Annotated in this window: 22 protein-coding genes; 9 read left to right on the forward strand and 13 right to left on the reverse strand. The window is 66.2% G+C overall.

Going from position 1 to position 22,724, the window contains the following annotated elements; all coding sequences use genetic code 11:
* Positions 1 to 119: 119 nt before the first annotated feature.
* Together AC1DVM_RS10635 and AC1DVM_RS10640 are read left to right on the forward strand one after the other, a co-directional pair.
* A complete protein-coding gene (locus AC1DVM_RS10635) occupies positions 120 to 305 on the forward strand; it encodes a hypothetical protein (protein WP_477254352.1) in 186 nt (61 codons plus the stop codon).
* A 102-nt stretch (positions 306 to 407) separates the two neighbouring features.
* Positions 408 to 1,418: a MaoC family dehydratase gene (locus AC1DVM_RS10640; RefSeq protein ID WP_477254354.1), complete on the forward strand. Its 1,011-nt coding sequence runs from the start codon at positions 408 to 410 to the stop codon at positions 1,416 to 1,418.
* A gap of 4 nt (positions 1,419 to 1,422) precedes the next feature.
* On the opposite strand, the gene AC1DVM_RS10645 is transcribed toward AC1DVM_RS10640, so the two are convergent.
* The 6 genes from AC1DVM_RS10645 to AC1DVM_RS10670 all read right to left on the reverse strand — a co-directional run bounded on the left by AC1DVM_RS10645 (position 1,423) and on the right by AC1DVM_RS10670 (position 7,818).
* On the reverse strand, positions 1,423 to 1,968 hold the full coding sequence (locus AC1DVM_RS10645; protein WP_477254355.1) for an adenine phosphoribosyltransferase: 546 nt from the start codon (positions 1,966 to 1,968) through the stop codon (positions 1,423 to 1,425).
* A gap of 53 nt (positions 1,969 to 2,021) precedes the next feature.
* Positions 2,022 to 2,897, reverse strand: a complete 876-nt coding sequence (locus AC1DVM_RS10650) for an S-methyl-5'-thioadenosine phosphorylase (protein ID WP_477254357.1) — start codon at positions 2,895 to 2,897, stop codon at positions 2,022 to 2,024.
* Positions 2,898 to 2,960: 63 nt separating this feature from the next.
* Positions 2,961 to 3,839 (reverse strand): cytochrome c1, encoded by an 879-nt coding sequence (locus tag AC1DVM_RS10655; protein ID WP_477254359.1) that lies wholly within the window; start codon positions 3,837 to 3,839, stop codon positions 2,961 to 2,963.
* A gap of 23 nt (positions 3,840 to 3,862) precedes the next feature.
* Positions 3,863 to 5,143 (reverse strand): cytochrome b, encoded by a 1,281-nt coding sequence (locus AC1DVM_RS10660; protein WP_477254360.1) that lies wholly within the window; start codon positions 5,141 to 5,143, stop codon positions 3,863 to 3,865.
* 72 nt (positions 5,144 to 5,215) lie between these two features.
* Positions 5,216 to 5,764: a ubiquinol-cytochrome c reductase iron-sulfur subunit gene (petA, locus tag AC1DVM_RS10665; RefSeq protein ID WP_477254361.1), complete on the reverse strand. Its 549-nt coding sequence runs from the start codon at positions 5,762 to 5,764 to the stop codon at positions 5,216 to 5,218.
* A gap of 206 nt (positions 5,765 to 5,970) precedes the next feature.
* Positions 5,971 to 7,818, reverse strand: a complete 1,848-nt coding sequence (locus AC1DVM_RS10670; RefSeq protein WP_477254363.1) for an ABC transporter ATP-binding protein — start codon at positions 7,816 to 7,818, stop codon at positions 5,971 to 5,973.
* A 92-nt stretch (positions 7,819 to 7,910) separates the two neighbouring features.
* Between AC1DVM_RS10670 and AC1DVM_RS10675 the strand changes: the two genes are divergently transcribed.
* Both AC1DVM_RS10675 and hemF read left to right on the forward strand, forming a co-directional pair.
* On the forward strand, positions 7,911 to 8,393 hold the full coding sequence (locus AC1DVM_RS10675) for a tRNA (cytidine(34)-2'-O)-methyltransferase (protein ID WP_477254424.1): 483 nt from the start codon (positions 7,911 to 7,913) through the stop codon (positions 8,391 to 8,393).
* Between the two features lie 2 nt (positions 8,394 to 8,395).
* Positions 8,396 to 9,286 carry an oxygen-dependent coproporphyrinogen oxidase gene (gene hemF / locus AC1DVM_RS10680; RefSeq protein ID WP_477254426.1) on the forward strand — a complete coding sequence of 297 codons (891 nt, stop codon included), beginning with the start codon at positions 8,396 to 8,398 and terminating at the stop codon, positions 9,284 to 9,286.
* Here hemF and AC1DVM_RS10685 read toward each other — a convergent pair whose 3' ends face one another.
* The 4 genes from AC1DVM_RS10685 to AC1DVM_RS10700 are packed head-to-tail and all read right to left on the reverse strand — an operon-like array spanning position 9,287 to position 12,007.
* Positions 9,287 to 10,528 (reverse strand): CCA tRNA nucleotidyltransferase, encoded by a 1,242-nt coding sequence (locus AC1DVM_RS10685; RefSeq protein ID WP_477254364.1) that lies wholly within the window; start codon positions 10,526 to 10,528, stop codon positions 9,287 to 9,289.
* Positions 10,525 to 10,782 (reverse strand): DUF6111 family protein, encoded by a 258-nt coding sequence (locus tag AC1DVM_RS10690; RefSeq protein ID WP_477254366.1) that lies wholly within the window; start codon positions 10,780 to 10,782, stop codon positions 10,525 to 10,527. Before AC1DVM_RS10690 ends, AC1DVM_RS10685 begins: the two co-directional genes overlap by 4 nt.
* Positions 10,779 to 11,408 carry a CoA pyrophosphatase gene (locus AC1DVM_RS10695; protein WP_477254368.1) on the reverse strand — a complete coding sequence of 210 codons (630 nt, stop codon included), beginning with the start codon at positions 11,406 to 11,408 and terminating at the stop codon, positions 10,779 to 10,781. Before AC1DVM_RS10695 ends, AC1DVM_RS10690 begins: the two co-directional genes overlap by 4 nt.
* Entirely contained in the window at positions 11,408 to 12,007 is a 600-nt protein-coding gene (locus AC1DVM_RS10700; protein WP_477254369.1) for a DUF1285 domain-containing protein, read from the reverse strand. The genes AC1DVM_RS10695 and AC1DVM_RS10700 overlap by 1 nt, the downstream gene beginning before the upstream one ends.
* Positions 12,008 to 12,199: 192 nt before the next feature.
* On the opposite strand from AC1DVM_RS10700, the gene AC1DVM_RS10705 reads away from it, so the two are divergent.
* Genes AC1DVM_RS10705 through AC1DVM_RS10720 form a run of 4 tightly spaced genes read left to right on the forward strand, consistent with a single transcriptional unit; the run spans position 12,200 to position 19,045 of the window.
* Positions 12,200 to 13,216 (forward strand): AAA family ATPase, encoded by a 1,017-nt coding sequence (locus AC1DVM_RS10705; protein WP_477254371.1) that lies wholly within the window; start codon positions 12,200 to 12,202, stop codon positions 13,214 to 13,216.
* A gap of 9 nt (positions 13,217 to 13,225) precedes the next feature.
* Positions 13,226 to 14,152, forward strand: coding sequence for a DUF58 domain-containing protein (locus AC1DVM_RS10710; protein WP_477254373.1), 927 nt, complete (start codon positions 13,226 to 13,228; stop codon positions 14,150 to 14,152).
* Positions 14,153 to 16,957 carry a DUF4159 domain-containing protein gene (locus AC1DVM_RS10715; protein ID WP_477254374.1) on the forward strand — a complete coding sequence of 935 codons (2,805 nt, stop codon included), beginning with the start codon at positions 14,153 to 14,155 and terminating at the stop codon, positions 16,955 to 16,957.
* Positions 16,958 to 16,972: 15 nt separating this feature from the next.
* On the forward strand, positions 16,973 to 19,045 hold the full coding sequence (locus tag AC1DVM_RS10720; protein ID WP_477254376.1) for a hypothetical protein: 2,073 nt from the start codon (positions 16,973 to 16,975) through the stop codon (positions 19,043 to 19,045).
* Between the two features lie 8 nt (positions 19,046 to 19,053).
* Here AC1DVM_RS10720 and AC1DVM_RS10725 read toward each other — a convergent pair whose 3' ends face one another.
* Positions 19,054 to 19,557, reverse strand: coding sequence for a GNAT family N-acetyltransferase (locus AC1DVM_RS10725; protein WP_477254378.1), 504 nt, complete (start codon positions 19,555 to 19,557; stop codon positions 19,054 to 19,056).
* A gap of 149 nt (positions 19,558 to 19,706) precedes the next feature.
* Positions 19,707 to 20,195: an NUDIX domain-containing protein gene (locus tag AC1DVM_RS10730; protein ID WP_477254380.1), complete on the reverse strand. Its 489-nt coding sequence runs from the start codon at positions 20,193 to 20,195 to the stop codon at positions 19,707 to 19,709.
* 499 nt (positions 20,196 to 20,694) lie between these two features.
* Between AC1DVM_RS10730 and AC1DVM_RS10735 the strand changes: the two genes are divergently transcribed.
* The gene (locus tag AC1DVM_RS10735) at positions 20,695 to 21,597 is read left to right on the forward strand and encodes a metallophosphoesterase family protein (protein ID WP_477254428.1); all 903 of its coding nucleotides are present in this window, start codon (positions 20,695 to 20,697) and stop codon (positions 21,595 to 21,597) included.
* 6 nt (positions 21,598 to 21,603) lie between these two features.
* Here the strand turns inward: AC1DVM_RS10735 and AC1DVM_RS10740 are convergent, their stop codons facing one another.
* A complete protein-coding gene (locus AC1DVM_RS10740) occupies positions 21,604 to 22,662 on the reverse strand; it encodes an acyltransferase family protein (protein ID WP_477254381.1) in 1,059 nt (352 codons plus the stop codon).
* Positions 22,663 to 22,724: the final 62 nt, after the last annotated feature.

Here is a 22,724-nt window from a genome sequence, read left to right on the forward strand (position 1 = left end):
ACCCGGTCAACGACGGCGACGTGCTGCACTTCCGCTTCGCCAACTGACGCTTTTGTGAACGCAAGCTTTGCCGTCCGTTCAGGCCGGTTATGCGTTCATCAGGCATGGAGGATCGGGCCATGCGGGAATCCGTGGAGAATATCGCCTATACGGTCGGCGGAGGTGTGGTGGCGCCGGGCATCGGCGCGGCCGAACTGCTCGTTGCGCTGGTCGTCGGGCTTGCCTTCGCGTGGAGCGCCATCCGCGCGGGCCTGTTCCGGCTTCATCATCACGGCCACGACGACTTGTCGGGACGGCGGGGCTAGCCTGCCGAGAAAGCGCTTGCGGCGTAAGAAGAGCTTGGCGCACAAGGCAGGGAGCATCGAGCTGCCGGACTTCCCGGAGCTCCCCTCCCCGCTGGACAGATCATGACCCGCTACGCGTTTGAAGATTTCACTCCGGGAATGTCGAAGGTCTTCGGTCCCGTATCGGTGTCGCAACAGGACATCGTCGCCTTTGCGACGGAGTTCGACCCGCAGCCCTTCCACATCGACGAAATCGCCGCGCGCGACAGCTTCGTCGGCACCCTGATCGCCTCCGGCTGGCATACCTGCGCGCTCAATATGCGTATGTTCGCCGACGGGATGCTGCTCGATTCGACGGCCCTCGGCGCGCCGGGGATCGAGACGCTGAAATGGCTGCGTCCCGTGAAGCCGGGGGACACCTTGCGTTCGCGCATGACGGTTCTCGATGCGCGCGAATCGAAGAGCCGGTCTCAGGTCGGCCTCGTGCAATTTCAATTCGACGTCGCCAACCAGCAGGACGAGACGGTCCTGATGCAAGGCAACTGGGTGATGTTCGGGAAGCGCGACGCCGCCCCCGTCGAGGCATCGCCCACACCCCCGCGCCCGACGGCGGAACCTGCGCCGCCGGTATCCTCCTCGCCCGAGGGAATTTCTGCGAACCCGTTCCTCGACGACCTGATCGTCGGCTCCACCGACGCGCTCGGCCACTTTACCTTTTCGGCCGAGGACATCGTGCGATTCGCCCGAGAGTTCGATCCGCAGCCGTTTCACCTCGATCCGGAGGCGGCGAAGAGGAGCCTGTTCGGCGGCCTCTGCGCGTCCGGCTGGCATACGGCCTCGGTCTGGATGAAGCTGCTCGCCGCCCATCGCGACCACGTGAGGTCTGAGACGCTTGCCCGGGGAGAGCGCCCGGCCCGCCTCGGGCCGTCGCCGGGCTTCACCAACCTGAAATGGCTGAAACCCGTCTATGCGGGCGACACGATCACCTTCAGCAGCACCCTGACGAGTAAGCGCGTGTCGGCCTCCCGTCCCGGCTGGGGAATTGCGGCGCACCACAATGAGGGCGTGAACCAGCACGGCGAGACGGTGATCGCGTTCGAGGGCGCCGTCTTCTGGGAGCGGCGGCCGACCTGAACCGTCAATGTCCCTCGAAGCTCACGAGGCTGCGGACGTCCACGCCGAGATCCCGCAGCTTCTGGGCTCCGCCAAGATCCGGCAGGTCGATGATGAAGCAGGCGGCCACGATCCTGGCGCCCATCTGGCGCAGGAGCTGCGTGGCGGCGATGGCGGTGCCGCCGGTGGCGATCAGGTCGTCGACCAGGATGACGCTGGCATCCTGCCCGAACGCATCGGAATGGATCTCCATCTCGTCGACGCCGTATTCCAGCGAATAGGCAATCCGGACGGTCTCGTGCGGCAGCTTTCCCTTCTTGCGGATCGGTACGAACCCGGCCGAGAGCTGGTGGGCGACCGCGCCGCCGATGATGAAGCCCCGGGCCTCGATGCCCGCCACCTTGTCGACCCGACCGCCCGCGAAGGGATGGACGAGCTCGTCCACCGCGCGGCGGAACGCACGCGGGTCTCCCAACAGCGTGGTGATGTCGCGGAAAATGATGCCGGGCTTGGGATAATCCGGAATCGAACGGATCGCGGCTTTGAGATCGGTGCGGAGGCGTCGGTCCATGTTGGGCTCGCGATATGCAATGAATGGGTCGGGCCGGAAGCCCGCGCGCTTTCTTAACCCGCGAGAACCCGACCCGCCACCGCGTCCAGTTTTTTCAACAGGGCGGGATTGCGCGCGGACGGCGCCGTCATGATGGCGCCGTCGAGCGCGCGGTCGGAGCCGACCGGGCATAGTGGGTGGTCGGCCGGGAAATCCCGCGCGACGCGGGCGATCAGTTTTGCGACCGTCGCGGCATTCCGTTGGGCGACCTTCACGACCGAGGCCACATCCACATCGTCATGCTCCGGGTGCCAGCAATCGAAATCCGTCACCATGGCGATGGTCGCGTAGGTGATCTCCGCCTCGCGGGCGAGCTTGGCCTCCGGCATCGCCGTCATGCCCACCACATCGTAGCCGAGGCCCTTGTAGGTCAGCGATTCGGCGTAGGTGGAGAATTGCGGGCCCTCGATGCACACATATGTGCCGCCCCGGGTGAATGGGATCGACTCGACTTTCGCCGCTTCCGCGATCGCCTCCTGCAGGAGCGGACCGACCGGGTGCGCCATCGGCACATGGCCGACGCAGCCTTGGCCGAAGAACGAGGTCTCGCGCCGGAAGGTGCGGTCGACGAACTGGTCCACGAGCACGAAGGAGCCGGGATAAAGCTCGGCCTTGAACGACCCGCAGGCCGAGACCGAGATGAGGTCGGTGACGCCGGCGCGCTTCAGGACGTCGATATTGGCCCGGTAGTTGATGTCGGACGGCGAGTGGACATGGCCCCGTCCATGGCGCGGCAGGAAGACCACGCGGGTCGAGCCGACGCGGCCCGTCCGGAGGGCGTCGGACGCCTCGCCCCAGGGCGACGCGATCCGCTCCTCCCGGAGATCCTCGATGCCGGGCAGGTCGTAGACGCCCGATCCGCCGATGATTCCGAGAACGGCCTTCGTCATGTCGGTGGCCCTCGATGATCCCGATGCGAAAAAGGCCCCGGAAAGGGGCCTTTTTCGAGAATGCTAATCCGGCAGGAAGGTCGCGGCCGGCGCCGTGTCCGAATGTCCGACCCTCGCCCAGACCTTCTTCTTGGTGAAGTAGAGGAGGCCGGAGAGCAGGATCAGGAACAGGATCGCCTGCAGGCCGAGGCGCTTGCGGGCCTCGAGATGGGGCTCGGCGGTCCACATCAGGAACGCCGTCAGGTCCCTCGCATATTGGTCCACCGTCTCGGGAACCTGCGGCTGGCCGCTCTCGAGCTTCGGATATTCCACCTGCCCGTCGCTCAGGGGCTTCGGCATGGCGATGATGTGGCCGGGGAAATATTCGTTGTAATGCCCGCCTTCCGGCAGGTTGAAGCCGGACGGGGGCTCCTTGTAGCCGTTCAGAATCGCCGCGACGTAATCGGGGCCGGTCTCGGCGAATTGCGTGAACATGTCGATGACGAACCAGGGGAAGCCGCGCTCATAGGTGCGGGCCTTGGCCATCAGCGACAAATCCGGGGGCGCCTTGCCGCCATTGGCCGCCGCGGCCGCATTCTCGTTCGGGAACGGGCTTGGGAAGCGGTCCGCCGCGCGACCGGGACGGTCGAACATGTCGCCGGCGTCGTTGGGGCCGTCCTTGATGGTGTATTCGGCCGCCAGCGCACGCACCTGCGCCTCGGAAAATTGCGGTCCGCCCGGCTCGCTCAGGTTGCGGAAGGCCACATAGCTCAGGCCATGGCAGGAGGCGCAGACCTCCCGGTAGACCTTGAAGCCGCGCTGAAGCTGGGCCCGATCGAAGGTGCCGAAGGGTCCGTGGAAGCTCCACTTGAGCTGCGGCGGCACCGGGGTGCCCTCGGCCGACAGGACGGGAGCCGAGAAGCCGAGAATCGCGGCGGCGATGAGAAGAGTACGCTTGATCATGATCTTGTTCTCCGGCGCTCTCATCAGCCTTTGGATTGCGGCTCGGCATTGGCGCCGGCTGGCATCCCCGCCCCGTGTTTCTTGCTCCCCATCACCGATTCGAGGATCGAATTGGGCAGGGGAAGCGGACGCTCGACGAAGCCGAGCACCGGCAGGATCACGAGGAAGTGGATGAAGTAATACGCCGTGGCGACCTGCGAAACGATGACGTACCAGCCTTCCGGCGGCTTCGCGCCGAGCCAGCCCAGAAGGACGGCGTCCGCCACGAGGATCCAGAAGAACTGCTTGTAGAGCGGGCGGTAGGCGGTCGAGCGGACGCGCGAGGTGTCGAGCCAGGGCACGAAGGCCAGGACCGCGATCGACGCGAACATGGCGATGACGCCCCCGAGCTTGTCGGGGATGGCGCGCAGGATCGCGTAGAACGGCAGGAAGTACCATTCCGGAACGATGTGGGCGGGCGTGACCGACGGGTTGGCCGGTACGTAATTGTCGGCGTGCCCCATGAAGTTCGGAATGTAGAAGACGAAATAGGCGAAGAAGATCAGGAACACGACCGTGGCGAAGACGTCCTTGATGGTCGCGTAGGGCGTGAACGGAACCGCGTCTTTGCCGGACTTGATCGGAACGCCCGTCGGGTTGTTCTGGCCCGGCACGTGCAGCGCCCAGACGTGGAGGATGACCACGCCGAAGATCATGAAGGGCAGCAGGTAATGGATCGAGAAGAAGCGGTTCAGGGTCGGGTTGCCGACCGAATAGCCGCCCCAGAGCAGGCTCTGGATGGTATCGCCGATCACCGGAATGGCCGCCAGGATGTTGGTGATGACGGTCGCGCCCCAATAGCTCATCTGGCCCCAGGGCAGCACGTAACCCATGAACGCGGTGGCCATCATCAGGCCGTAGATGATCACGCCGAGGATCCACAGGATCTCGCGGGGGGCCTTGTACGAGCCGTAATAGAGACCGCGGAAGATGTGGATATAGACCGCCACGAAGAACATCGAGGCGCCGTTGGCATGCAGATAGCGCAGGAGCCACCCGTAATTCACGTCCCGCATGATGTGCTCGACGGACTGGAAAGCCATCGAGGCGTTCGGCGCGTAGTACATCGCCAGGAACACGCCGGTCACGATCTGCGAGATCAGCATGAAGACGAGGATCGCGCCGAAGGTCCAGAAGTAGTTGAGGTTCCGGGGGACCGGGAACGCGATGAAGGACGAATGCACGAGGCCGGCGATGGGCAGCCGGCTTTCGAACCATTTGCCGAAGGCGCTCTTGGGAACGTAGGTGGTGGGATGCTGGCTCATGAATTTCGCCTGATCGAATGGACCGTCGCGGAAAGTTACGCCGTGGCCGGGAGTTACGCGGTAGCCTTGGAGTTACGCGGTAACCTCTTGGCCGATGACGATCTTCGTATCCGAAGTGAACGCATAGGGCGGAACGGGCAGATTGGTCGGGGCCGGGCCGCCGCGCACGCGTCCGGAGGTGTCGAACACCGATCCGTGGCAGGGGCAGAACCAGCCTTCATACTCGCCCTGGTGGCCGAGCGGCACGCAGCCCAGATGGGTGCAATTGCCGAACACCACCAGCCATTTGGCATGACCTTCCTTGACGCGCGCCGAATCCGCCTGCGGGTCGCGAAGGGTCGCGACGTTCACGTCCTCGGCGGCCTTGATCTCGGCTTCGGTGCGGTTGCGGATGAAGATCAGCTTCCCGCGCCAGAACACCTTGACGATCTGTCCGTCGACGATCGGCGTCAGATCGATCTCGACCGGCGCGCCTGCGGCGACCGTCGCGGCATCGGGCGTCAGGGACTGCACGAAGGGCCAGACAAGGGTTGCGGCGCCAACGGCTGCAACAGCGCCCGTGGCGATGTAAAGGAAATCGCGCCGTGTGGGCTCAACGAGGGTCGTGGTGGTCTCGGCCACTTGGCTCTCCAGCAAAACGTCAACAAACGAGAACCGCGCATATTCAGCGTCCTGAAGCTCAGGACACTCGGCACGCTGCTTCGTTTGCAACAAGCATACGCGCCAATGCGCGCGCAATGCGACTGGGCGTCGCCACGCGCAGGCTCTTTGACATGGCGAAGCTCGCCTGTCCATAGGCGGATTGGACTTGTTCCAACCTGAATCCCCTACGGCGCGACCCGTTCGTCCGCCCCGAGAAAGCCGCCGGATTGGCGTCGCCAGAAGCGGGCATACAAACCGCCATGGCGCAGCAATTCCGCATGGGTCCCCTCCTCGACGATCCGGCCCCGGTCGATCACGATCAGCCTGTCGAGAGCCGCGATGGTGGAGAGCCTGTGGGCGATGGCCACCACGGTCTTGCCCTCCATGAGCGTCGAAAGCGCTTCCTGAATCGCCGCCTCGACCTCTGAATCGAGGGCGGAGGTCGCCTCATCGAGCACCAGGATGGGCGCATCTTTCAGGATGACCCGCGCGATGGCGATGCGCTGGCGCTGGCCGCCGGAGAGCTTGACTCCGCGTTCCCCTACATGGGCGTCGTAGCCCCGCCGCCCCCGGTTGTCCTCGAGTTCGAGGATGAAATCGTGGGCATGGGCGAGCTTGGCCGCCCCCACGATGTCGCTCTCCTTCGCATCCGGGCGCCCATAGGCGATATTGTCGCGGATGGAGCGGTGCAGCAGGGATGTGTCCTGGGTCACCATCGCGATGGCGGAGCGCAGGCTGTCCTGCGTGACCGTGGCGATGTCCTGCCCGTCGATGAGGATTCGCCCCCTCTCGAGATCATGCAGCCGGAGAAGAAGCGACGTGATGGTGGTCTTGCCGGCGCCGCTGGTGCCCACGAGCCCGACCTTCTCGCCGGGCCTGATGGTGAGAGTCAGGTCCTCGATCACGCCGTCCTCGCGCCCATAATGGAACGAGACGTCCTCGAACCGCACTTCGCCCTCGGGCACCATCAAGACGGCGGCCTGAGGCGCATCCACGATGCCGTGCGGCCGGGCGATGGTGCGCATGCTCTCCTGCACCACCCCGATATTCTCGAAGAGCCCCCGCACCGATTGCATCACCCAGCCCGACATGGCGAGAATGCGCATCACCAGGGCGATGCCGGTGGCGGCCTCCCCGCTCGTCATCAGGCCGCGCATCCACAGGAGGATCGCAAGCGCGCCCGTCGCCACCAGCAGCATGCTGTTCATCACGGTGAGGACGACGCCCACCCCGGTGATCAGCCGGAAAGAATTGAGGAACGCGTCCGTGTGCGCGGCAATCGAATCCTTCACCGCCGAGCGCTCTTCGGCGCCACGGGCGAAGAGCTTCACGGTCAGGATGTTGGTGTAGCTGTCCACCACCCGGCCGACGAGGGCCGACCGGGTATCGGCGACCCGGAGCGACCGGATCTTGGCCCTCGGCACGAAATACCGCAGGAGCGCGATATAGGCGACGATCCAGAGCCCCATGGGCAAGGCGAGCCAGGGGCTGACGCGCGAGAACAGGCCCAAAGCCGTGAAGGCGAAGATCGCCACGTAGAGCAGCGTGTCGAGGACCGTGACGGCGATTTCGCGAATCGCCGGGCCGCCCTGCGTGATGCGGTTTGCCAGCCGCCCGGCGAAATCCGCCTGGAAATACCCGAGCGCATGGCCGAGCGTGTACAGATGGGTGCGCCAGCGGATCATGCTGGTGCTCTGCGGCACCAGGATCTGGTTGGTGATGAGCTCGTGGGCGAAATGCAGGACCGGCCGGACGAACAGGATCGCCGCGCCCGCCAGAAGCAGGCCCGTGCCGTGCTCGCTCCACAACCGGTCGGGCGTCGATTGTGCCAGCAGATCGACGACCCAGCCCATGATCACGTAAAGCGAGGTCTCGAAAAGCCCGACCGCAAGGGAGGCGACGAACAGCACCGCGAGCCAGAGCCGCGCCGGGCGCAGGTAGTACCAGGCGAACGCCGCCACGGTGGAGGGCGGCGTTTCTTCCTCGTCGAAGGGGGCGAACGGATCGATCCGCTTCTCAAGCCATTGGAACATTCAAACCTCGGATCCTTCCGCCCCCGTTTAACACGACGGGCGGCCATGCGTTCACTTGACGGGAGGGTCCGATTGCGCCGATGACCCATGGCATGCCCCGCCTCGCCATCTACCAGCCGGATATCCCGCAGAACACCGGCACGATGCTGCGCCTCGCCGCATGCCTGAATGTTCCGGTGGAGATCATCGAGCCCGCCGGGTTCGACGTGTCGGACCGGAACCTGCGCCGGTCGGGAATGGATTATCTCGACCGGGTGGCCATCACCCGGCACATCTCCTGGCGAGCCTTCGCCGAATGGCGCGGCACGACCGGGAGCCGCCTCGTCCTCGCCACCACAAAGGGCGCCGTGCCTTACGTGGATTTCTCGTTTCATGCGGACGATATCGTTCTCGTGGGGCGCGAATCCGCCGGCGTTCCAGACGAGGTGCATGAGGCCGCCGATGCGAGGCTGCTGGTGCCCATGCAGATGGGATTGCGCTCGCTCAATGTGGCGGTGACGGCCGGCATGATATTGGGCGAGGCCCTGAGGCAGACCGGCACTTTTCCTCACATACTTTCGGAGACCCGACCGTGATCATCGACCAAAGCGCCACCGAACGCCTTCAGACCGAAGCGCCCCTCTGGTTCGCGGCCCTGCGGGATCGGATCTGCGCGGCCTTCGAGGCGATCGAGGACGAGGTGTCGGCCCCGCTGCCGCCCGAGGAGCAATCGCCGGGGCGGTTCGAACGCAAACCCTGGGAGCGTCGGGACCACAGCGGCAATCCCGGCGGCGGCGGCACGATGGCGATGATGCGCGGGCGCGTCTTCGAAAAAGTGGGCGTGCATATTTCGACCGTCCACGGCGAGTTCGCGCCGGAATTCCGCGGCCAGATCCCCGGTTCCGACCAGGACCCGCGCTTCTGGGCGTCGGGCCTCTCGCTGATCGCCCATCCGTGGAACCCCAACGTGCCGACCGTCCACATGAACACGCGCTTCGTGGTGACGACCAAATCATGGTTCGGTGGCGGCGCCGATCTCACCCCGGTGCTCGACCGCCGCCGGACCCAGGAGGATCCCGACACCGTTGCGTTTCATGCAGCCATGAAGGCGGCCTGCGACGACCATGCGTCGGCGCCCTATGAGAAATACAAAACCTGGTGCGACGAGTACTTCTTCCTCAAGCACCGCAACGAGGCCCGCGGCATCGGCGGGATTTTCTACGATTATCATTGGACCGGCGATCCCGATGAAGATTTCGCCTTCACCCGCGACGTGGGCGAGGCCTTCCTGAGGATCTATCCCGACATCGTTCGCCACAACGTCTCGACGCCCTGGACCGAGCAGGACAGGATCGAGCAACAGGTGCGACGGGGTCGCTATGTGGAGTTCAATCTTCTGTACGACCGCGGCACGATATTCGGTTTGAAGACCGGCGGAAATATCGACTCGATCCTCTCATCCATGCCGCCGACGGTGCGCTGGCCCTGATCAGGCCTCGGCGATGGTGCGATCGAGCAGCAGACGCGCTGCCTGCTCGTCGGTCGGGCAGCCCTCTTCGATCCACGCGCTGCGCGCACGCGCCAGCAACCGGCCCATCCCCGGCCCGGGGCTGACGCCTCGCTCCAGCAGGTCCGAGCCGCGCAACGGAAAGATCGGAACGGGCTCGATCCCGTCCCGGTAATGGGCGATTGTGTTCAGCGCATCGTCGCGCAACACGGGGCGAGGCTCGCCCGATAGAGCCGCGATGGCGTGGGACAAAACGGCGATGCCGTGTTCCGCGACGAGGCGGCGGATCCCGAGCGCATCGAGCGGCGAGGCCGGCGATTTGAGGATTGCGAGCATCCCGCCATAGGCTTCCAGTCGCCGATGCTCGTCGTTGGAAAGTCGCAACCGATCCCGCAGGCGGTCCGAATCCTCCGGCACCATGACGGCAAGGGCTGCGATGCGAGATGTGGCATCGGCATCGGGCTCTGCGAAAATGCGCTCGAACCGCCCGAATTCCGCTACCCCGCCCAGGAGCCCGGCGAGAAATCCATGGTCGGCGAGGATGCGGATGGTCTGAGCGCCGTTGCGCGCCACGAGAATTTTCATCAGTTCGTGACGGATGCGCTCGCGCGACAGGAGCGCGAGGCCTTCGCGCTCGGACCCCGATGCGGCCAGACCCTCGGCGTCGGGCTCCACCTCGGCGTATTCCGCGTAGAACCTGAAGAAGCGCAGGATTCGCAGGTAGTCTTCGCGGATGCGCGTATGCGCGTTGCCGATGAAACGCACCCGCCGCGCCGCGAGGTCCGCGACGCCCTCGGTGTAGTCGTGGACGTGTCCGTCGCTATCGAGCGACAACGCATTGATGGTGAAGTCGCGCCGCAGCGCATCGACGGCGAAGTCGCGTCCGAAATGAACGACAGCGCGGCGTCCGTCGGTTTCCACGTCCTCCCGCAGGCTCGTGACCTCGAATGGCTCGCCCTCGACGATCACCGTGATGGTGCCGTGATCGATGCCGGTCGGCACGGTTTTCAGCCCGGCCCCTCTCGCCCGCGCGTCGACGACGGCAGGCGTCGCCGTGGTGGCGAGATCGACTTCGGTCACCGGCCTGTCGAGAAGCGCATTGCGCACGGCGCCGCCGACGATCCGGGTCTCCTCGCCCCCGCCGTTCAGGACCGCCATCAGGCGGCGAAGGCGCGGCCGTTTCAACAGGGCGGCTGGACCCGAATGGTGGATCGGATGAGTCACTGGAAATGCCCCGGAACCAGAACGCCGTTTTCCATGTGCGACGGCACGTAGGCGCCGGTGCGGCGCTCGGCCAGCAGGCCTCCCGCGAGCAGCGACAGGATGATAAATCCCAGGCCCGCGATGACGAGCCATGAGGTGTGCTTGCTCCACGAAGACCAGGCCAGCGGATCGCGCCGGGCAATCACGAGGAAAATGGCGTAGGCGGCGAAAGGCAGGAGAAACAGCAACAATTCCTGAATGATCGCCCGAGTCATGATGTGTAGAGCCTCTCGTAGAGATTTCGGACGATGCCGGCCGTTACCCCCCAGATGTAGTGTTCCCGGTATGGAATGGCATAGAAACGCCGCAGGCGGCCCTTCCATTCCCGCGAATGAAGTTCGTGGTGGCTCGGATCCATGAGAAATCCCAGCGGAACCTCGAAGGTATGAGCCACCTCGTGCGGATTGAGCGTGAGGGTATAGCCCGGCGTCACCGCGGCGACTACCGGCATGACCAGATAGTTCGTCGTCGACAGATAGGCGTCGAGATAGCCCAGGACCTCGATATGCCGCCCTTCGAGCCCGATCTCCTCCTCGGCCTCGCGATAGGCGGCAGCGGCGATCGACGCGTCGGTGGGATCCACCCGCCCACCGGGAAACGCGATCTGGCCCGAATGCTGGCGAAGGTCGGAGGAGCGTTCGGTGAACAGGAGGGTCGGTTCCGGCCGCATCACCACCGGCACCAGCACCGCCGCCGATTTGGGCTGGAGCGGATGAACGAGCGGCACCGCGTCGAGCGAATGATCACCCCGCGGGTTGGACAGCGAATCGGTCCAATCCGGAGGCTCGCGCCGAAGCCGCCCGGATGCGGTGGCAAGAAATTCCACGACGGAGAACTCCATCAGGCGAGATCCAGGCCGGACATCGTCGAGATGGAATAGAATCCTCCTCCGGCCGCGATCCCGAAAAGCTGCCCGCCATCGACGCTGCGCTCCTCGCCCATGGCCACGAGGTCGTGTGCCAGCGCCCGGGTGACGAGCGCCCAGAGATCGCCGCGAATGCGGATATAGGGCTTCACGCCGCCGCCTGCCTCCATGTCGAACCGCATCGGGTGGTCGGGCCCTGCCTGCACCACGTCGTCCACATTGGTGCGGAAGGCGATCTGGCGCGTGGCGCCTTCACCCTCCACCGCCATCTCGACCGCGAGAAACGGCGCGTCCTCGACCTCGATGCCGACGCGCTCGACCGGGGTCACCAGCACATAGCGGTCGGGGTCCCGCCGCAGCACCGTGGCAAAGAGTTTGACGAGCGCCGGGCGGGCAATCGGAGTGCCCATATAGAACCATGTCCCGTCGCGAGCGATCCGCATGTCGATCTCGCCGCAATAAGCCGGATTCCAGCGCTCGACCGGCGGCGGCCCTTTGCGTTTCGCATCGGGTCCCAACGCCTCGATCAGCCGTCCGAGAGCGCCCGTTGACGGGGGTGCGGGTTCGTTCGTCATGACGCAACAGTGAACAACAAAAAGCACCTTTGGGATCGACGAAATGCCATGAATCGCTACTTCCTTAAACCATAGTACCATCGGATGCCCCGTCCAGTTCCTTGGCCCGACGCTGCGGCGCGACATTCCCTTGCAAACCAATGGCAACCGACGGCACAGTGTGGCGGGGGCTTATGAGTGGAAGGACACCACATGACGGCTGGCACAGCTCAGGCACCCACCGCCCTCGACGACGCGATCATCCGCAATGCCGAGGCGACGCTTGAGACGGTGGGCCGGGCGCGGGAGGCCATCCACTCGGTCATTTTCGGGCAGGAACTGGTTGTCGACCTGACTCTCATCACGTTGCTGGCCGGCGGCCACGGGCTGCTCGTCGGCGTTCCGGGTCTGGCCAAGACGAAACTGGTGGAGACGCTCGGCACGGTGCTCGGCCTCGAGGCGCGCCGGGTGCAATTCACTCCCGACCTGATGCCGTCGGACATTCTGGGGTCCGAGATTCTCGACGAAGGTCCCGATCGCCGACGCTCCTTCCGCTTTGTCAAAGGGCCCATCTTCACCCAGCTTCTGATGGCGGACGAGATCAACCGCGCAAGCCCGCGCACCCAATCGGCGCTGCTCCAGGCGATGCAGGAGCATCACGTCTCGGTGGCGGGCGAACGCCACGATCTGCCCGAACCCTTCCACGTTCTGGCGACCCAGAATCCCATCGAGCAGGAAGGCACCTATCCGCTTCCCGAGGCGCAGCTCGATCGGTTTCTCCTGGAAATCGACATCGGTTATCCGGATCGAGAGGCCGAGCGGCGCATCCTCATCGAAACCACCGGCATCGACGCCCATGAGCCCGTCGCCGTCATGAGCGGCGACAGCCTGAGGACGGCCCAGCGCCTCGTTCGCCGGCTGCCGGTCGGCGAGAGCGTGGTGGAGACCATCCTCGACCTCGTGCGGTCGGCAAGGCCGGGCGGCGACGGCCTCGCGGGCGTCACCGACAAGCTGCTCTGGGGTCCGGGCCCGCGCGCCAGCCAGGCCTTGATGCTGGCGGTCCGCGCCCGGGCACTCATTGAGGGGCGCATCGCACCCTCCATCGAAGACGTGGTGGCGCTCGCCGAACCCGTGCTCAAGCACCGCATGGCCCTGACCTTCGCGGCCCGCGCCGACGGGGAGACGATCCCCAGCCTTATCGGCCGCCTGACGGCGCGGCTGGCGCGCTAGGATCAGCCCATGGCCCGCGTAAGGGTGCTGGAACCGCAAGCCCGGTCACCGGGACGAGTCGAGACCGAGACCGCGCTGACGCTCGCGCAGCGGATGCCCCGTCTCATTCTCGAATCCCGGCGCGTGGCGGCGAGCCTCTCGCACGGCATCCACGGGCGACGGCGCGCCGGCATCGGCGAGACGTTCTGGCAGTTCCGGCCCTTCGTCGTGGGCGAGGCCGCGCAGCGGGTGGATTGGCGTCGCTCCGGCCGCGACGACAGGCTGTATGTGCGCGAGCGCGAATGGGAGACCGCGCAGAGCATCTGGTTGTGGATCGACCGCTCGGCCTCCATGGGATTCGCATCCGATCTCGCACAGGCGCCGAAAATCGAGCGCGCGCTCGTGCTGGGTCTCGCCCTCGGCGACACCTTCGTGGAGGGCGGCGAGCGGGTGGGGCTGCTCGGCCTGATGTCGCCCCGCGCGACCACCCGCATCGCCGAGAACATGGCGCAGGCACTCGTCGCCGACACCCGCGCCCTCGACACCGACCTGCCGCCACAGCAATCCATCGCAACCCTCGACGAAGCGATCCTCGTCAGTGATTTCCTATCGGCTCCCAAAGACATCGCCGCCGCTGTCGAGGGTATCTCGGGCCGGGGTGCGCGGGGTCATCTGGTGATGATCGTCGATCCTGTCGAAGAGACCTTCCCGTTCCAGGGGCAGGCGGTCCTCCACGACCTCGAGGATGGATTGTCGCTGCGTGTCGGCGATGCAGCCGCCTGGGGCGAAGCCTATCGCAAACGAATCGCCCGCCACCGGGACGAGATCGGCGAGATCGCGCGCAGCCGCGGTTGGACCCTCACGATCCATCGCACCGACCGTCCTGCGAGCGAGGCGGCCTTGCGGATTCTCACCCTCGTCGCGACATCGCGCGGCATCAGCGCGGGAGGGCAGTAGATGCTGGGCCTTCCGCTGACCTTCGCGGCCCCTCTCGTGCTGGTGGCGCTGGCGGCGCTTCCGGCGATCTGGCTGCTCTTGCGGATCACCCCGCCGCAGCCCATGCGGGTCGATTTCCCGCCGCTGAAGATCATGGCGGACATGCGTCCCGAGCGCGAAACGCCGGCGCGGACGCCGTGGTGGCTTTTGCTTCTCCGGCTGCTGCTCGCGGCCTTCCTGATTCTGGCTGCGTCAGGTCCGATCTGGAACCCGCTCGCCGAGAGCGCCAGCAAGGCGCCGCTCCTGATGCTGGTCGATAATGGATTTACGGCCGCGCATGACTGGCGGGAGCGGACGAATTTGGCCGCTGCCCGGCTGGAAGCGGCCGGCCGCGAAGGTCGCGTCGTCGCCGTCCTTGCGACCGCCGGCGAGCCTGCCGAAATCACTGTCGCGAGCCCCGGCGCCGCCCTGGAGCGGCTGCGATCCTTCGAGCCGCAGCCATTCCTGCCGGACAGGAAGGCGCACGGGGATTCGATACGGCGCTTCCTGGAGGCGACACCCGAGGCGGAAATCGTCTGGATCAGCGACGGCGTCGCCGGAACCGACGACCAGGCTTTCGTGACATCGCTTTCGCAATGGGTGACGGGGAACCGTGTCAGCATTCTCAAGACCGAACGCGCGGGCGCCCTCGCGGTGTCGGGCATCCAGAGCAACGGCGGGCAGCTCAGCGCTCAGCTCGTGCGAGCCGAACCGAACGGCCGCGACGGCGGCACGATCCGTGCTCTCGATCTGAAGAACCTCCCCCTCGCCGATGCCCGCTTCGCCTTCACGCCGAACGCCACCGAGACGAGCGTCACGTTCGATGCCCCCACCGAGATCCGCAACGCGATGGCGCGGATCGAAATTCTCGGTGAGAGCTCGGCAGGCGCGGTCAATCTCGTCGACGAGCGCGGCAAGCGCCGGCGCGTGGGTCTCGTCTTCGGCGGCACCATCGATCAGGCGCAGCCTCTCCTGTCCCCGGTCTTCTATATCGAGCGCGCGCTCACGCCCTATGCGGAGATCCGCACCGGGCACGGCGGCGTGGCGGACGCGGTGAACCAGCTTGTGGACGAACAGGTCTCGATCCTCGTCCTCGCCGATGTGGGCGGCCTCGACCGCGAGACGCTTGCCAGGGTGACGTCGTTCGTCGAGAGCGGCGGAATGCTCCTGCGTTTCGCAGGCTCCCGCCTTGCCGCCGGCAACGATCCGCTGGTGCCGGTTCATCTGCGCCGGGGTGGCCGGACGCTGGGCGGCACCCTGTCATGGGACACGCCCAAGACTTTCGCGCCCTTCCCGCGCGAGAGCCCCTTTTTCGGCCTCGCCGTCCCGGAAGAGATCGGCATTCGCCGGCAGATCCTGGCCGAACCGGATGGAGAATTGCAGGCGAAGACCTGGGCCTCGCTGGTGGATGGCACGCCGATCGTTACCGCCGACAAGCGCGGCAACGGGCTCATCGTGCTGTATCATGTGACGGCGGACACCACCTGGTCGAACCTCCCGCTATCGGGACTGTTCGTCGACATGCTGCGGCGGATCACGGCGCTCGCAGGCTCGCCGCATGATATCGGGGGCGAAGCCCGCAACGCCGAAAATCAGACCATTGCGCCCCGCCTGACTTTGGACGGCTACGGCACGTTCGTCTCCCCACCGGCGAATGCCCGGCCGGTCGCCCGAAACTACGCCGACCGCGCGACCGCCGAGCATCCACCGGGCTTCTATGGTCCGGTGGATTCGAGCCTCGCAGTCAACGCCCTCGCGCCGGGCGACACCCTTGCGCCGCTGGACTTTGCGCCCTTGCAGGCCCGGATCATGCCACTTGCGGGCGCACGGACGGTCGATCTGCGCGCGCCGCTCCTGACGCTTGCGATTGGCCTGCTGCTCGTCGACACGCTGGCGTCGCTCTGGCTCGGTGGCCATCTTAGCAACCGTTTCCGTCGCTCGCGCCGCGTCGGCAGGGTCGCGGCGGCCATCGCGTCGGTTGCGATCCTGATGTCGATGTCCTCTCCCTCCGCCGAGGCGCAGGAGCGGCGGCCTCCGCTCTCCCGCGACAGCCTGCAATCCGCCCTCGTCACCCGCCTTGCCTATGTGGTCACGGGTGATGCGCAGGTGGACGAGACGAGCAAGGCCGGGTTGATCGGCCTGACCCAGGCGCTCGGCCAGCGCACCGCCCTGCAGCCGGGCGAGCCGATCGCCATCGATCCGGCGCGGGACGAACTGGCCTTCTATCCGCTGCTCTACTGGCCCATCGCCCCCAATCGGCCGGTCCCCAGCGAAGCCGCCATCCGCAAGCTCGACGGCTATATGAAGAGCGGCGGAACGGTCATTTTCGATACGCGCGACGCCTTCAACGCACGCCCGGACGGCGCGGTGAGCGCCGAGGGACGCTACCTGCGCAACATGCTGTCGACTCTCGACATCCCGGAGCTTGAGCAGGTCCCCCTCGACCACGTGCTGACCAAGACGTTCTACCTGCTGGACGATTTCCCGGGCCGATATGGCACCGGCCAGACATGGGTGGAAGCGCTGCCCCCGGCCGAGGACGAGGCAAGCCGGCCCGCCCGCTCGGGCGACGGCGTGTCGCCCATCATCATCACGTCCAACGATCTCGCGGGCGCCTGGGCCGTGGGGCCGCGAGGAGAGGCGCTCAACCCGCTCGTCGGCGGCAATCCGCGTCAGCGCGAAATGGCATTCCGCAGCGGCATCAATCTCGTGATGTATGCGCTCACCGGCAACTACAAGGCCGATCAGGTGCACGTTCCCGCCCTGCTCGAACGCCTTGGGCAATAGGGTGAGGACATAGCTTTGCTTTCCGTCAGCTTCGCCCCCCTGATTCCCTCCTACGCCCTCTGGGCTGTCGGCGCGCTCGCGGCGCTTCTCGCCGTCCTGGCGGTGTTTTCACGCGGTCCGGTCGCGCTGCTCCGCGCCCTTGCGCTGGGTCTCGTCGTGCTGGCGCTGGCCAATCCGTCGCTGGTCCAGGAGGAACGCGAGAAGGTCAAGGATATCGTCGCGGTCGTCATCGATCGCTCGACTTCGCAAACGCTCGGCGACCGGTTGCCCATGACCGAGCAGGTCCGCGCTGAGCTGCAGCGCCGCTTTGGCTCGATGGCCGACGTGGAACCCCGCTACATCCAGGCCGATGACAGCTCCGGTGACGACGGAACCCGTCTGTTCGCCGCGCTCTCGAACGGTCTCGCCGATGTGCCGCCGGAGCGGCTCGCCGGCGTGATCTTCGTAACCGACGGCGTCGTGCATGACATCCCGCCCTCGGTCGAGAGCCTCGGATTCCGCGCCCCCCTCCACGTGCTCGTCACCGGCAGGCCGGATGAACGCGATCGGCAGATCAAGCTGCTGGAGGCGCCACGGTTCGGCATCGTCGGCCGCGACCAGACGATCCGCGCCGTTGTCATGGAACGGGGCGGCACCGACTCGGCGCTCGTGACGGTTCGCCGGGACGGTCAGGAATTCGTCCGCCGACAGGTCCGCGCCGACACGCCTTTCTCCGTCGACGTTCGGGTCGAGCATGGGGGCGCGAACGTGGTGGAACTGGAAGTCGAGGGCCTTCCCGACGAATTGACCCTCGCCAACAACCGCGCGGTCATTCCCATCGAGGGCATCCGCGAGAAATTGCGCGTGCTGCTGGTGTCCGGCGAGCCCCACCCGGGCGAACGCACCTGGCGCAACCTTTTGAAATCCGACGCCAACGTGGATCTGGTGCATTTCACCATCCTGCGGCCGCCCGAGAAGCAGGACGGGACGCCGATCAACGAATTGTCGCTGATCGCCTTCCCGACCCGCGATCTGTTCCAGCAGAAGATCCGCGAATTCGACCTGATCATCTTCGACCGCTACGCCAACCAGAGCGTTCTGCCGCCGAGCTATTTCGACAACATCGTGCGGTATGTGCGCGACGGCGGGGCGGTTCTGGTGGCGGCCGGGCCCGAATTCGCCAGCGGCGGTTCGCTTGCCCAGACCCGCCTCGCCCCCATCATTCCGGGCGTGCCGAACGGCCGCATCGTCGAGGAACCCTACAAGGCCCGCATCACCGATACGGGCAACCGCCACCCCGTGACCCGCGAGCTTCCGGGCTCTGAAACGCAGCCCCCGGCCTGGGGCGAATGGCTGCGGATCATCGGATCGCAGGTTCAATCCGGCGCGGCCTTGATGTCGGGCGCGAACGACCTGCCGCTCCTCGTGTTGCGGCGCGAGGAGAAAGGGCGCGTCGCCCTGCTCCTGTCCGATCACGCCTGGCTGTGGGCCCGCGGCTATAACGACGGCGGTCCCCATCTCGATCTGCTGCGGCGCCTCGCCCATTGGCTGATGAAGGAGCCGGCGCTCGAGGAGGAAGCCCTTCGCGCCAACGCCATCGGCCGCGCCATTCGCGTCGAGCGGCAGACCATGAAGGATCAGGCCGAGCCCGTGACCCTGACGACCCCGACGGGCCAGCAGAGCGATGTGGCGCTGGCCGAGACCAAACCCGGCCTGTTCACAGCCCAGATCAACGCAACGGAGCTCGGATTACACACCCTGCGGTCAGGCGATCTCATCGCCTTCGTCAGCATCGGGCCGGCCAATCCGCGGGAATTGATGGACGTGTTCAGCAACACGGACGCGCTTCGCCCCATTGCCGAGGGCACCGGCGGCTCCATTCGTCGGGTGGCGATGGCAGGCGACAGGGGCGTCACCGTACCGCGCATCCTCGCGGTCCATTCCGGCGCGCGGCTTGCCGGCGGCGACTGGATCGGCATCCGGCCCAGCGAAAGCGCCATCGTGCGGGGCGTGTCGATCCTGCCGCTCGCCCTCGGCTTCCTCGGGCTGATCCTTCTTGTTGGCGCGACCCTGGTTGCGTGGATCGTCGAAGGGCGCCGGCGCGCCTGAGCGGAGTTTCAGCGCGGCAGCACCGAGACGAGCCCCCGCGCTTCCGCGAGCGCGCCCTCGCGAAGCTCATGGGCCAGGAACCGCATCGGATTGACGGGCCCCGGCAGCAGCAATTGCCCAGGCGGGATGCGCCGGAAGCCGAAGCGACTGTAATAAGGCTCGTCTCCGACCAGCAGGACCAACCCGTGTCCGTGAAGCTTTGCCGCCTCCAGCGAGCGCCGTATCAGCGCGGCGCCGATCCCGCGCCCCTCGAAAGCCGGTTCGACGGTCAGCGGGCCCAGCATCAGAGCGGGACTGTCGCCGGCCTTGACCATCGTCAGCCGCACGGAGCCGACCAGCAGCGTGCCCACGAGGGCCGTGAACGACAGTTCGGGGAGATGGGGGGCGCCTTCGCGCAACCGGGAGGCAGTGCGGGCGAAACGGCCGGGGCCGAAGGCACGCTCGTGCAGGCGATCGATGGCATCGCCATCGCTGGGCTGCTCGGCGCGGATCAAAAGGGAGAGCTCGGTCATGAACGGACTCGCAGGGACGTCGGAAAATGGGCTGAAAGGAACGTCAGCCGTGTCGTCGTCGCGGGATCCGGATCAGGAGCATGAGAGCGCGCATTTCCTAAGCTATCCCTCGCCCATAGCAGCGTCCTGCCCGCTCTGCAAACGCTTCCCTACCATGTCGGAATCCGGCCCTGGCCCTCGATGATCTCCGCGAGCCTGCGACGGGTCGCCTGGGTCGTGTTCTCCGGGAGGGAGTCCAGCGCGAAGAAACCGGCCTCGGCGATTTCCCGGTCGGGCTGCTTCACGCCGATGACCGTGAAGGCCCGGATCACGTAGACCACCACATGGTCGCGCTTGGACGCGCCCGAATTGTAGAAGACCCCATGGGTGACAGGCTCGCCCTCGATCCGGATGCAGGCCTCCTCGTGGAGTTCGCGCCGAAGGGCCTCTTCGGTGGTCTCTCCGGTCTCGACCCCGCCGCCCGGCAGGTGCCAGCCGGGCACATAGGTGTGGCGGATCAGAAAGACCCGTCCCTGCTCGTCCAGCACGACGGCCCGCACACCCATCGTCAGCCCACGGGAGAAGCGCCAATAGGTATGGAAAGCGCGGCGCAGGGCGCCGGACGCGAAGCTCGATCGGACGGGGTTGGGGAATCTCATGAGGAAAGCACAGCCAAGATTACAGAATGATGAACGGGCTTATTCAAAAAACGCATGGCTGATCCATTGTTTCAGCGCGTGACCTGCGTGGGGCGCGGGCGTATGAATCGCCCAGCAAAAAGGTGTTCCAATGTTCCTCTCACTCATTCTCTCCCGCCTCGTTCGTTCCGCCAGCTTCACCTGGTCGCCCGCTCTCGACCTGACCGATCACCGGATTCGCTCGACGCTCATCGCCGGCGCCCAGTACTGACCTTATTCGCCGCCGCGGCCAAGCTCCGTCTTCGGACCCGGAGTCGCGCGGCGTCGTAAAGGTGCGCGGCGGCTGGATGTGCGCCCGCCGGCCCGCGACGGTCATCCGGTCGTCATTGCGCGATGATTTCCGCCAGACGAACAACTCGGGACCTCTGCCGACTCCCATCGTCTCCCTCAGGCTCCTTCGGCGCTTGACCCGCAAGGGCACATGGGCGAACCCTCGATCTCATTCGTATATCGGGTCGCCATGCTCCGCCTCGCCCACCTGACCGATCCGCATCTGGGTCCTCTGCCGCGTCCGCAACTGCGGCAATTGCTCAGCAAGCGGCTGACCGGCTGGTATAACTGGCATCGCGGCCGACGCGGCATGCACGACATGGAAGTGCTGGCCCGGCTGGTCTTCGACATCCACGAACAGAACCCCGACCACATCGCCTGCACGGGCGACACCTGCAATATCGGCCTGCCCAGCGAATGGGCGGTGTCCCGGGTCTTCCTGGAAGGACTTGGCGGGCCCCAGCATGTCAGCTTCGTGCCCGGCAACCACGACGCCTATGTGCCGGGCGCGCTCGAAGGCCTGCTTCACGAGATCGGGCCCTGGACCCGGGGCGATAATGGATCGGAAGGTCTCTTTCCTTACCTGCGGCAGCACAAGGACATTGCCATCGTGGGGTTGTCCTCGGCGATCCCCACCCTCCCTTTCGTGGCCAGCGGCCGCGTGGGCGGACCGCAGATGCGGGCCGCGGAGGACCTGCTGGCCCGCCTTGGGCAGGACCGCAACCTCTTCCGCATCATCCTCATCCACCACCCGCCGCATATGGGCGGCGCGCAGCCCGGACGGGACTTGACGGATTCCAAGGCGTTCGAGGCGATGATCGGCCGGGTCGGCGCCGAATTGATCCTGCACGGCCACAACCATGTGGGCTCGGTCGCCCATATCCGCGGCCCGCGCGGTCCCGTCCCGGTCGTCGGCGCACCCTCCGCCTCGGCCCGCAGCGGAACCCTGACCCATCGAGCGGGCTATCTGCTGTTCGGCATCGATCACGACGAGAGCGGTTTTAGCCTCACGGCCGAAACGCGGGGGTTGCTGCCGGAAGGGAACATCGGCGCGATGGGAATGATCAGGCTCGGGCAGACCAGAGAGGCTTAGGCAGGCTCAGGCCGGCCGCTCGAGCCGTCGCCGCATGGAGGCCGTGGCGGGGCGTTCGAAAGCCCGGTGCACGATGACGGCCGCGATGACCGTTCCGGCCAGGGCCACAATCACGAAACCGATCGGACCGAGATGCGTCGCCACCCCCGTCCGGACGATGACCTCGCCGATCCCCCGGATCACGAAGGGGTGAATCAGGTAGATCGCGTAGGAAATGTCCCCGAGGAAGGCGCAGAACCGCGTAAAGGGACTGACCGCCATCGCGCGATCCTCCCGCAACGCGGCGGCCGCCACCAGCATCGCCGCGGGGATGCCCCAAACGAGCGGACGGATGAACGGCCCCGCGCCGGGATTGGGACCGGCGGCGAGGAGAATCCCGAAAGCCGCGACGGCAAGTCCCCACCTCGCCGGACGGCTCAAGCTGAAGCCCCTGTTCTGGAGCCAGCCAAGCCCGACCCCGAGGGCAAATTCCAGGATGATCGGGTCGGTCCAGAACGCGAGCGTGGCTGGAAGGCGGACAAACGCGCCGAGGACCGCGAGCCCCGCGAGGATCGCCATCAGGCGCGCCAACGCACTCCTCATCGGCAGAACGATCACCAGTGCAAACAGCACGTAGAAGAACATCTCGTAATTGAGCGTCCATCCCAGCGAATAGACCGGCTGAACGAGCCCGTCGCCCCGCGCGACAGGGACGAACAGGTAGGAGGCGATGACCATTCCGGCCGAAGGCTGCGGCTGGTTCAAGACGGCGGGCGCCACCAACCCGATAGCGAGGTAGAGCGTCGTCACCGCCCAATAAAGCGGGGCGATCCGGGCGAGCCGCCGGGCCAGAAACACGCCCCGTGCCTCCGGCTTGCCGAAGAGAGGCCGGGACGCATAGACCATGATGAAGCCCGAGATCACGAAGAACACGTCCACACCCGCCGTGAAGGGCAGCCGGGTGAACGGCTCGAAAGCCTGTCCCGTGCGCGCGGCGAGAGACACGGCATCATGCTGGGCATGGAGGCACGCCACGGACAGGGCCGCGAGGCCTCTCAGGAACTGGATGTGAAGCAGCTTTGACAACGGCATCTCGATTGAGGATGCCCCGCTCATAGACCATCCGATGCCCGAAATCATCCGGGCCA

The sequence above is a fragment of the Microvirga sp. P4_A5 genome, assembly GCF_056402495.1.

What these genes read in the sequence shown, in the direction of transcription:
- AC1DVM_RS10635 (WP_477254352.1), top strand. Translation starts at nt 120, where the DNA reads ATGCGGGAATCCGTGGAGAATATCGCCTATACGGTCGGCGGAGGTGTG.
- AC1DVM_RS10640 (WP_477254354.1), top strand. Translation starts at nt 408, where the DNA reads ATGACCCGCTACGCGTTTGAAGATTTCACTCCGGGAATGTCGAAGGTC.
- AC1DVM_RS10645 (WP_477254355.1), bottom strand. Translation starts at nt 1,968, where the DNA reads ATGGACCGACGCCTCCGCACCGATCTCAAAGCCGCGATCCGTTCGATT.
- AC1DVM_RS10650 (WP_477254357.1), bottom strand. Translation starts at nt 2,897, where the DNA reads ATGACGAAGGCCGTTCTCGGAATCATCGGCGGATCGGGCGTCTACGAC.
- AC1DVM_RS10655 (WP_477254359.1), bottom strand. Translation starts at nt 3,839, where the DNA reads ATGATCAAGCGTACTCTTCTCATCGCCGCCGCGATTCTCGGCTTCTCG.
- AC1DVM_RS10660 (WP_477254360.1), bottom strand. Translation starts at nt 5,143, where the DNA reads ATGAGCCAGCATCCCACCACCTACGTTCCCAAGAGCGCCTTCGGCAAA.
- AC1DVM_RS10670 (WP_477254363.1), bottom strand. Translation starts at nt 7,818, where the DNA reads ATGTTCCAATGGCTTGAGAAGCGGATCGATCCGTTCGCCCCCTTCGAC.
- AC1DVM_RS10675 (WP_477254424.1), top strand. Translation starts at nt 7,911, where the DNA reads ATGCCCCGCCTCGCCATCTACCAGCCGGATATCCCGCAGAACACCGGC.
- AC1DVM_RS10690 (WP_477254366.1), bottom strand. Translation starts at nt 10,782, where the DNA reads ATGACTCGGGCGATCATTCAGGAATTGTTGCTGTTTCTCCTGCCTTTC.
- AC1DVM_RS10695 (WP_477254368.1), bottom strand. Translation starts at nt 11,408, where the DNA reads ATGGAGTTCTCCGTCGTGGAATTTCTTGCCACCGCATCCGGGCGGCTT.
- AC1DVM_RS10700 (WP_477254369.1), bottom strand. Translation starts at nt 12,007, where the DNA reads ATGACGAACGAACCCGCACCCCCGTCAACGGGCGCTCTCGGACGGCTG.
- AC1DVM_RS10705 (WP_477254371.1), top strand. Translation starts at nt 12,200, where the DNA reads ATGACGGCTGGCACAGCTCAGGCACCCACCGCCCTCGACGACGCGATC.
- AC1DVM_RS10710 (WP_477254373.1), top strand. Translation starts at nt 13,226, where the DNA reads ATGGCCCGCGTAAGGGTGCTGGAACCGCAAGCCCGGTCACCGGGACGA.
- AC1DVM_RS10715 (WP_477254374.1), top strand. Translation starts at nt 14,153, where the DNA reads ATGCTGGGCCTTCCGCTGACCTTCGCGGCCCCTCTCGTGCTGGTGGCG.
- AC1DVM_RS10725 (WP_477254378.1), bottom strand. Translation starts at nt 19,557, where the DNA reads ATGACCGAGCTCTCCCTTTTGATCCGCGCCGAGCAGCCCAGCGATGGC.
- AC1DVM_RS10730 (WP_477254380.1), bottom strand. Translation starts at nt 20,195, where the DNA reads ATGAGATTCCCCAACCCCGTCCGATCGAGCTTCGCGTCCGGCGCCCTG.
- AC1DVM_RS10735 (WP_477254428.1), top strand. Translation starts at nt 20,695, where the DNA reads ATGCTCCGCCTCGCCCACCTGACCGATCCGCATCTGGGTCCTCTGCCG.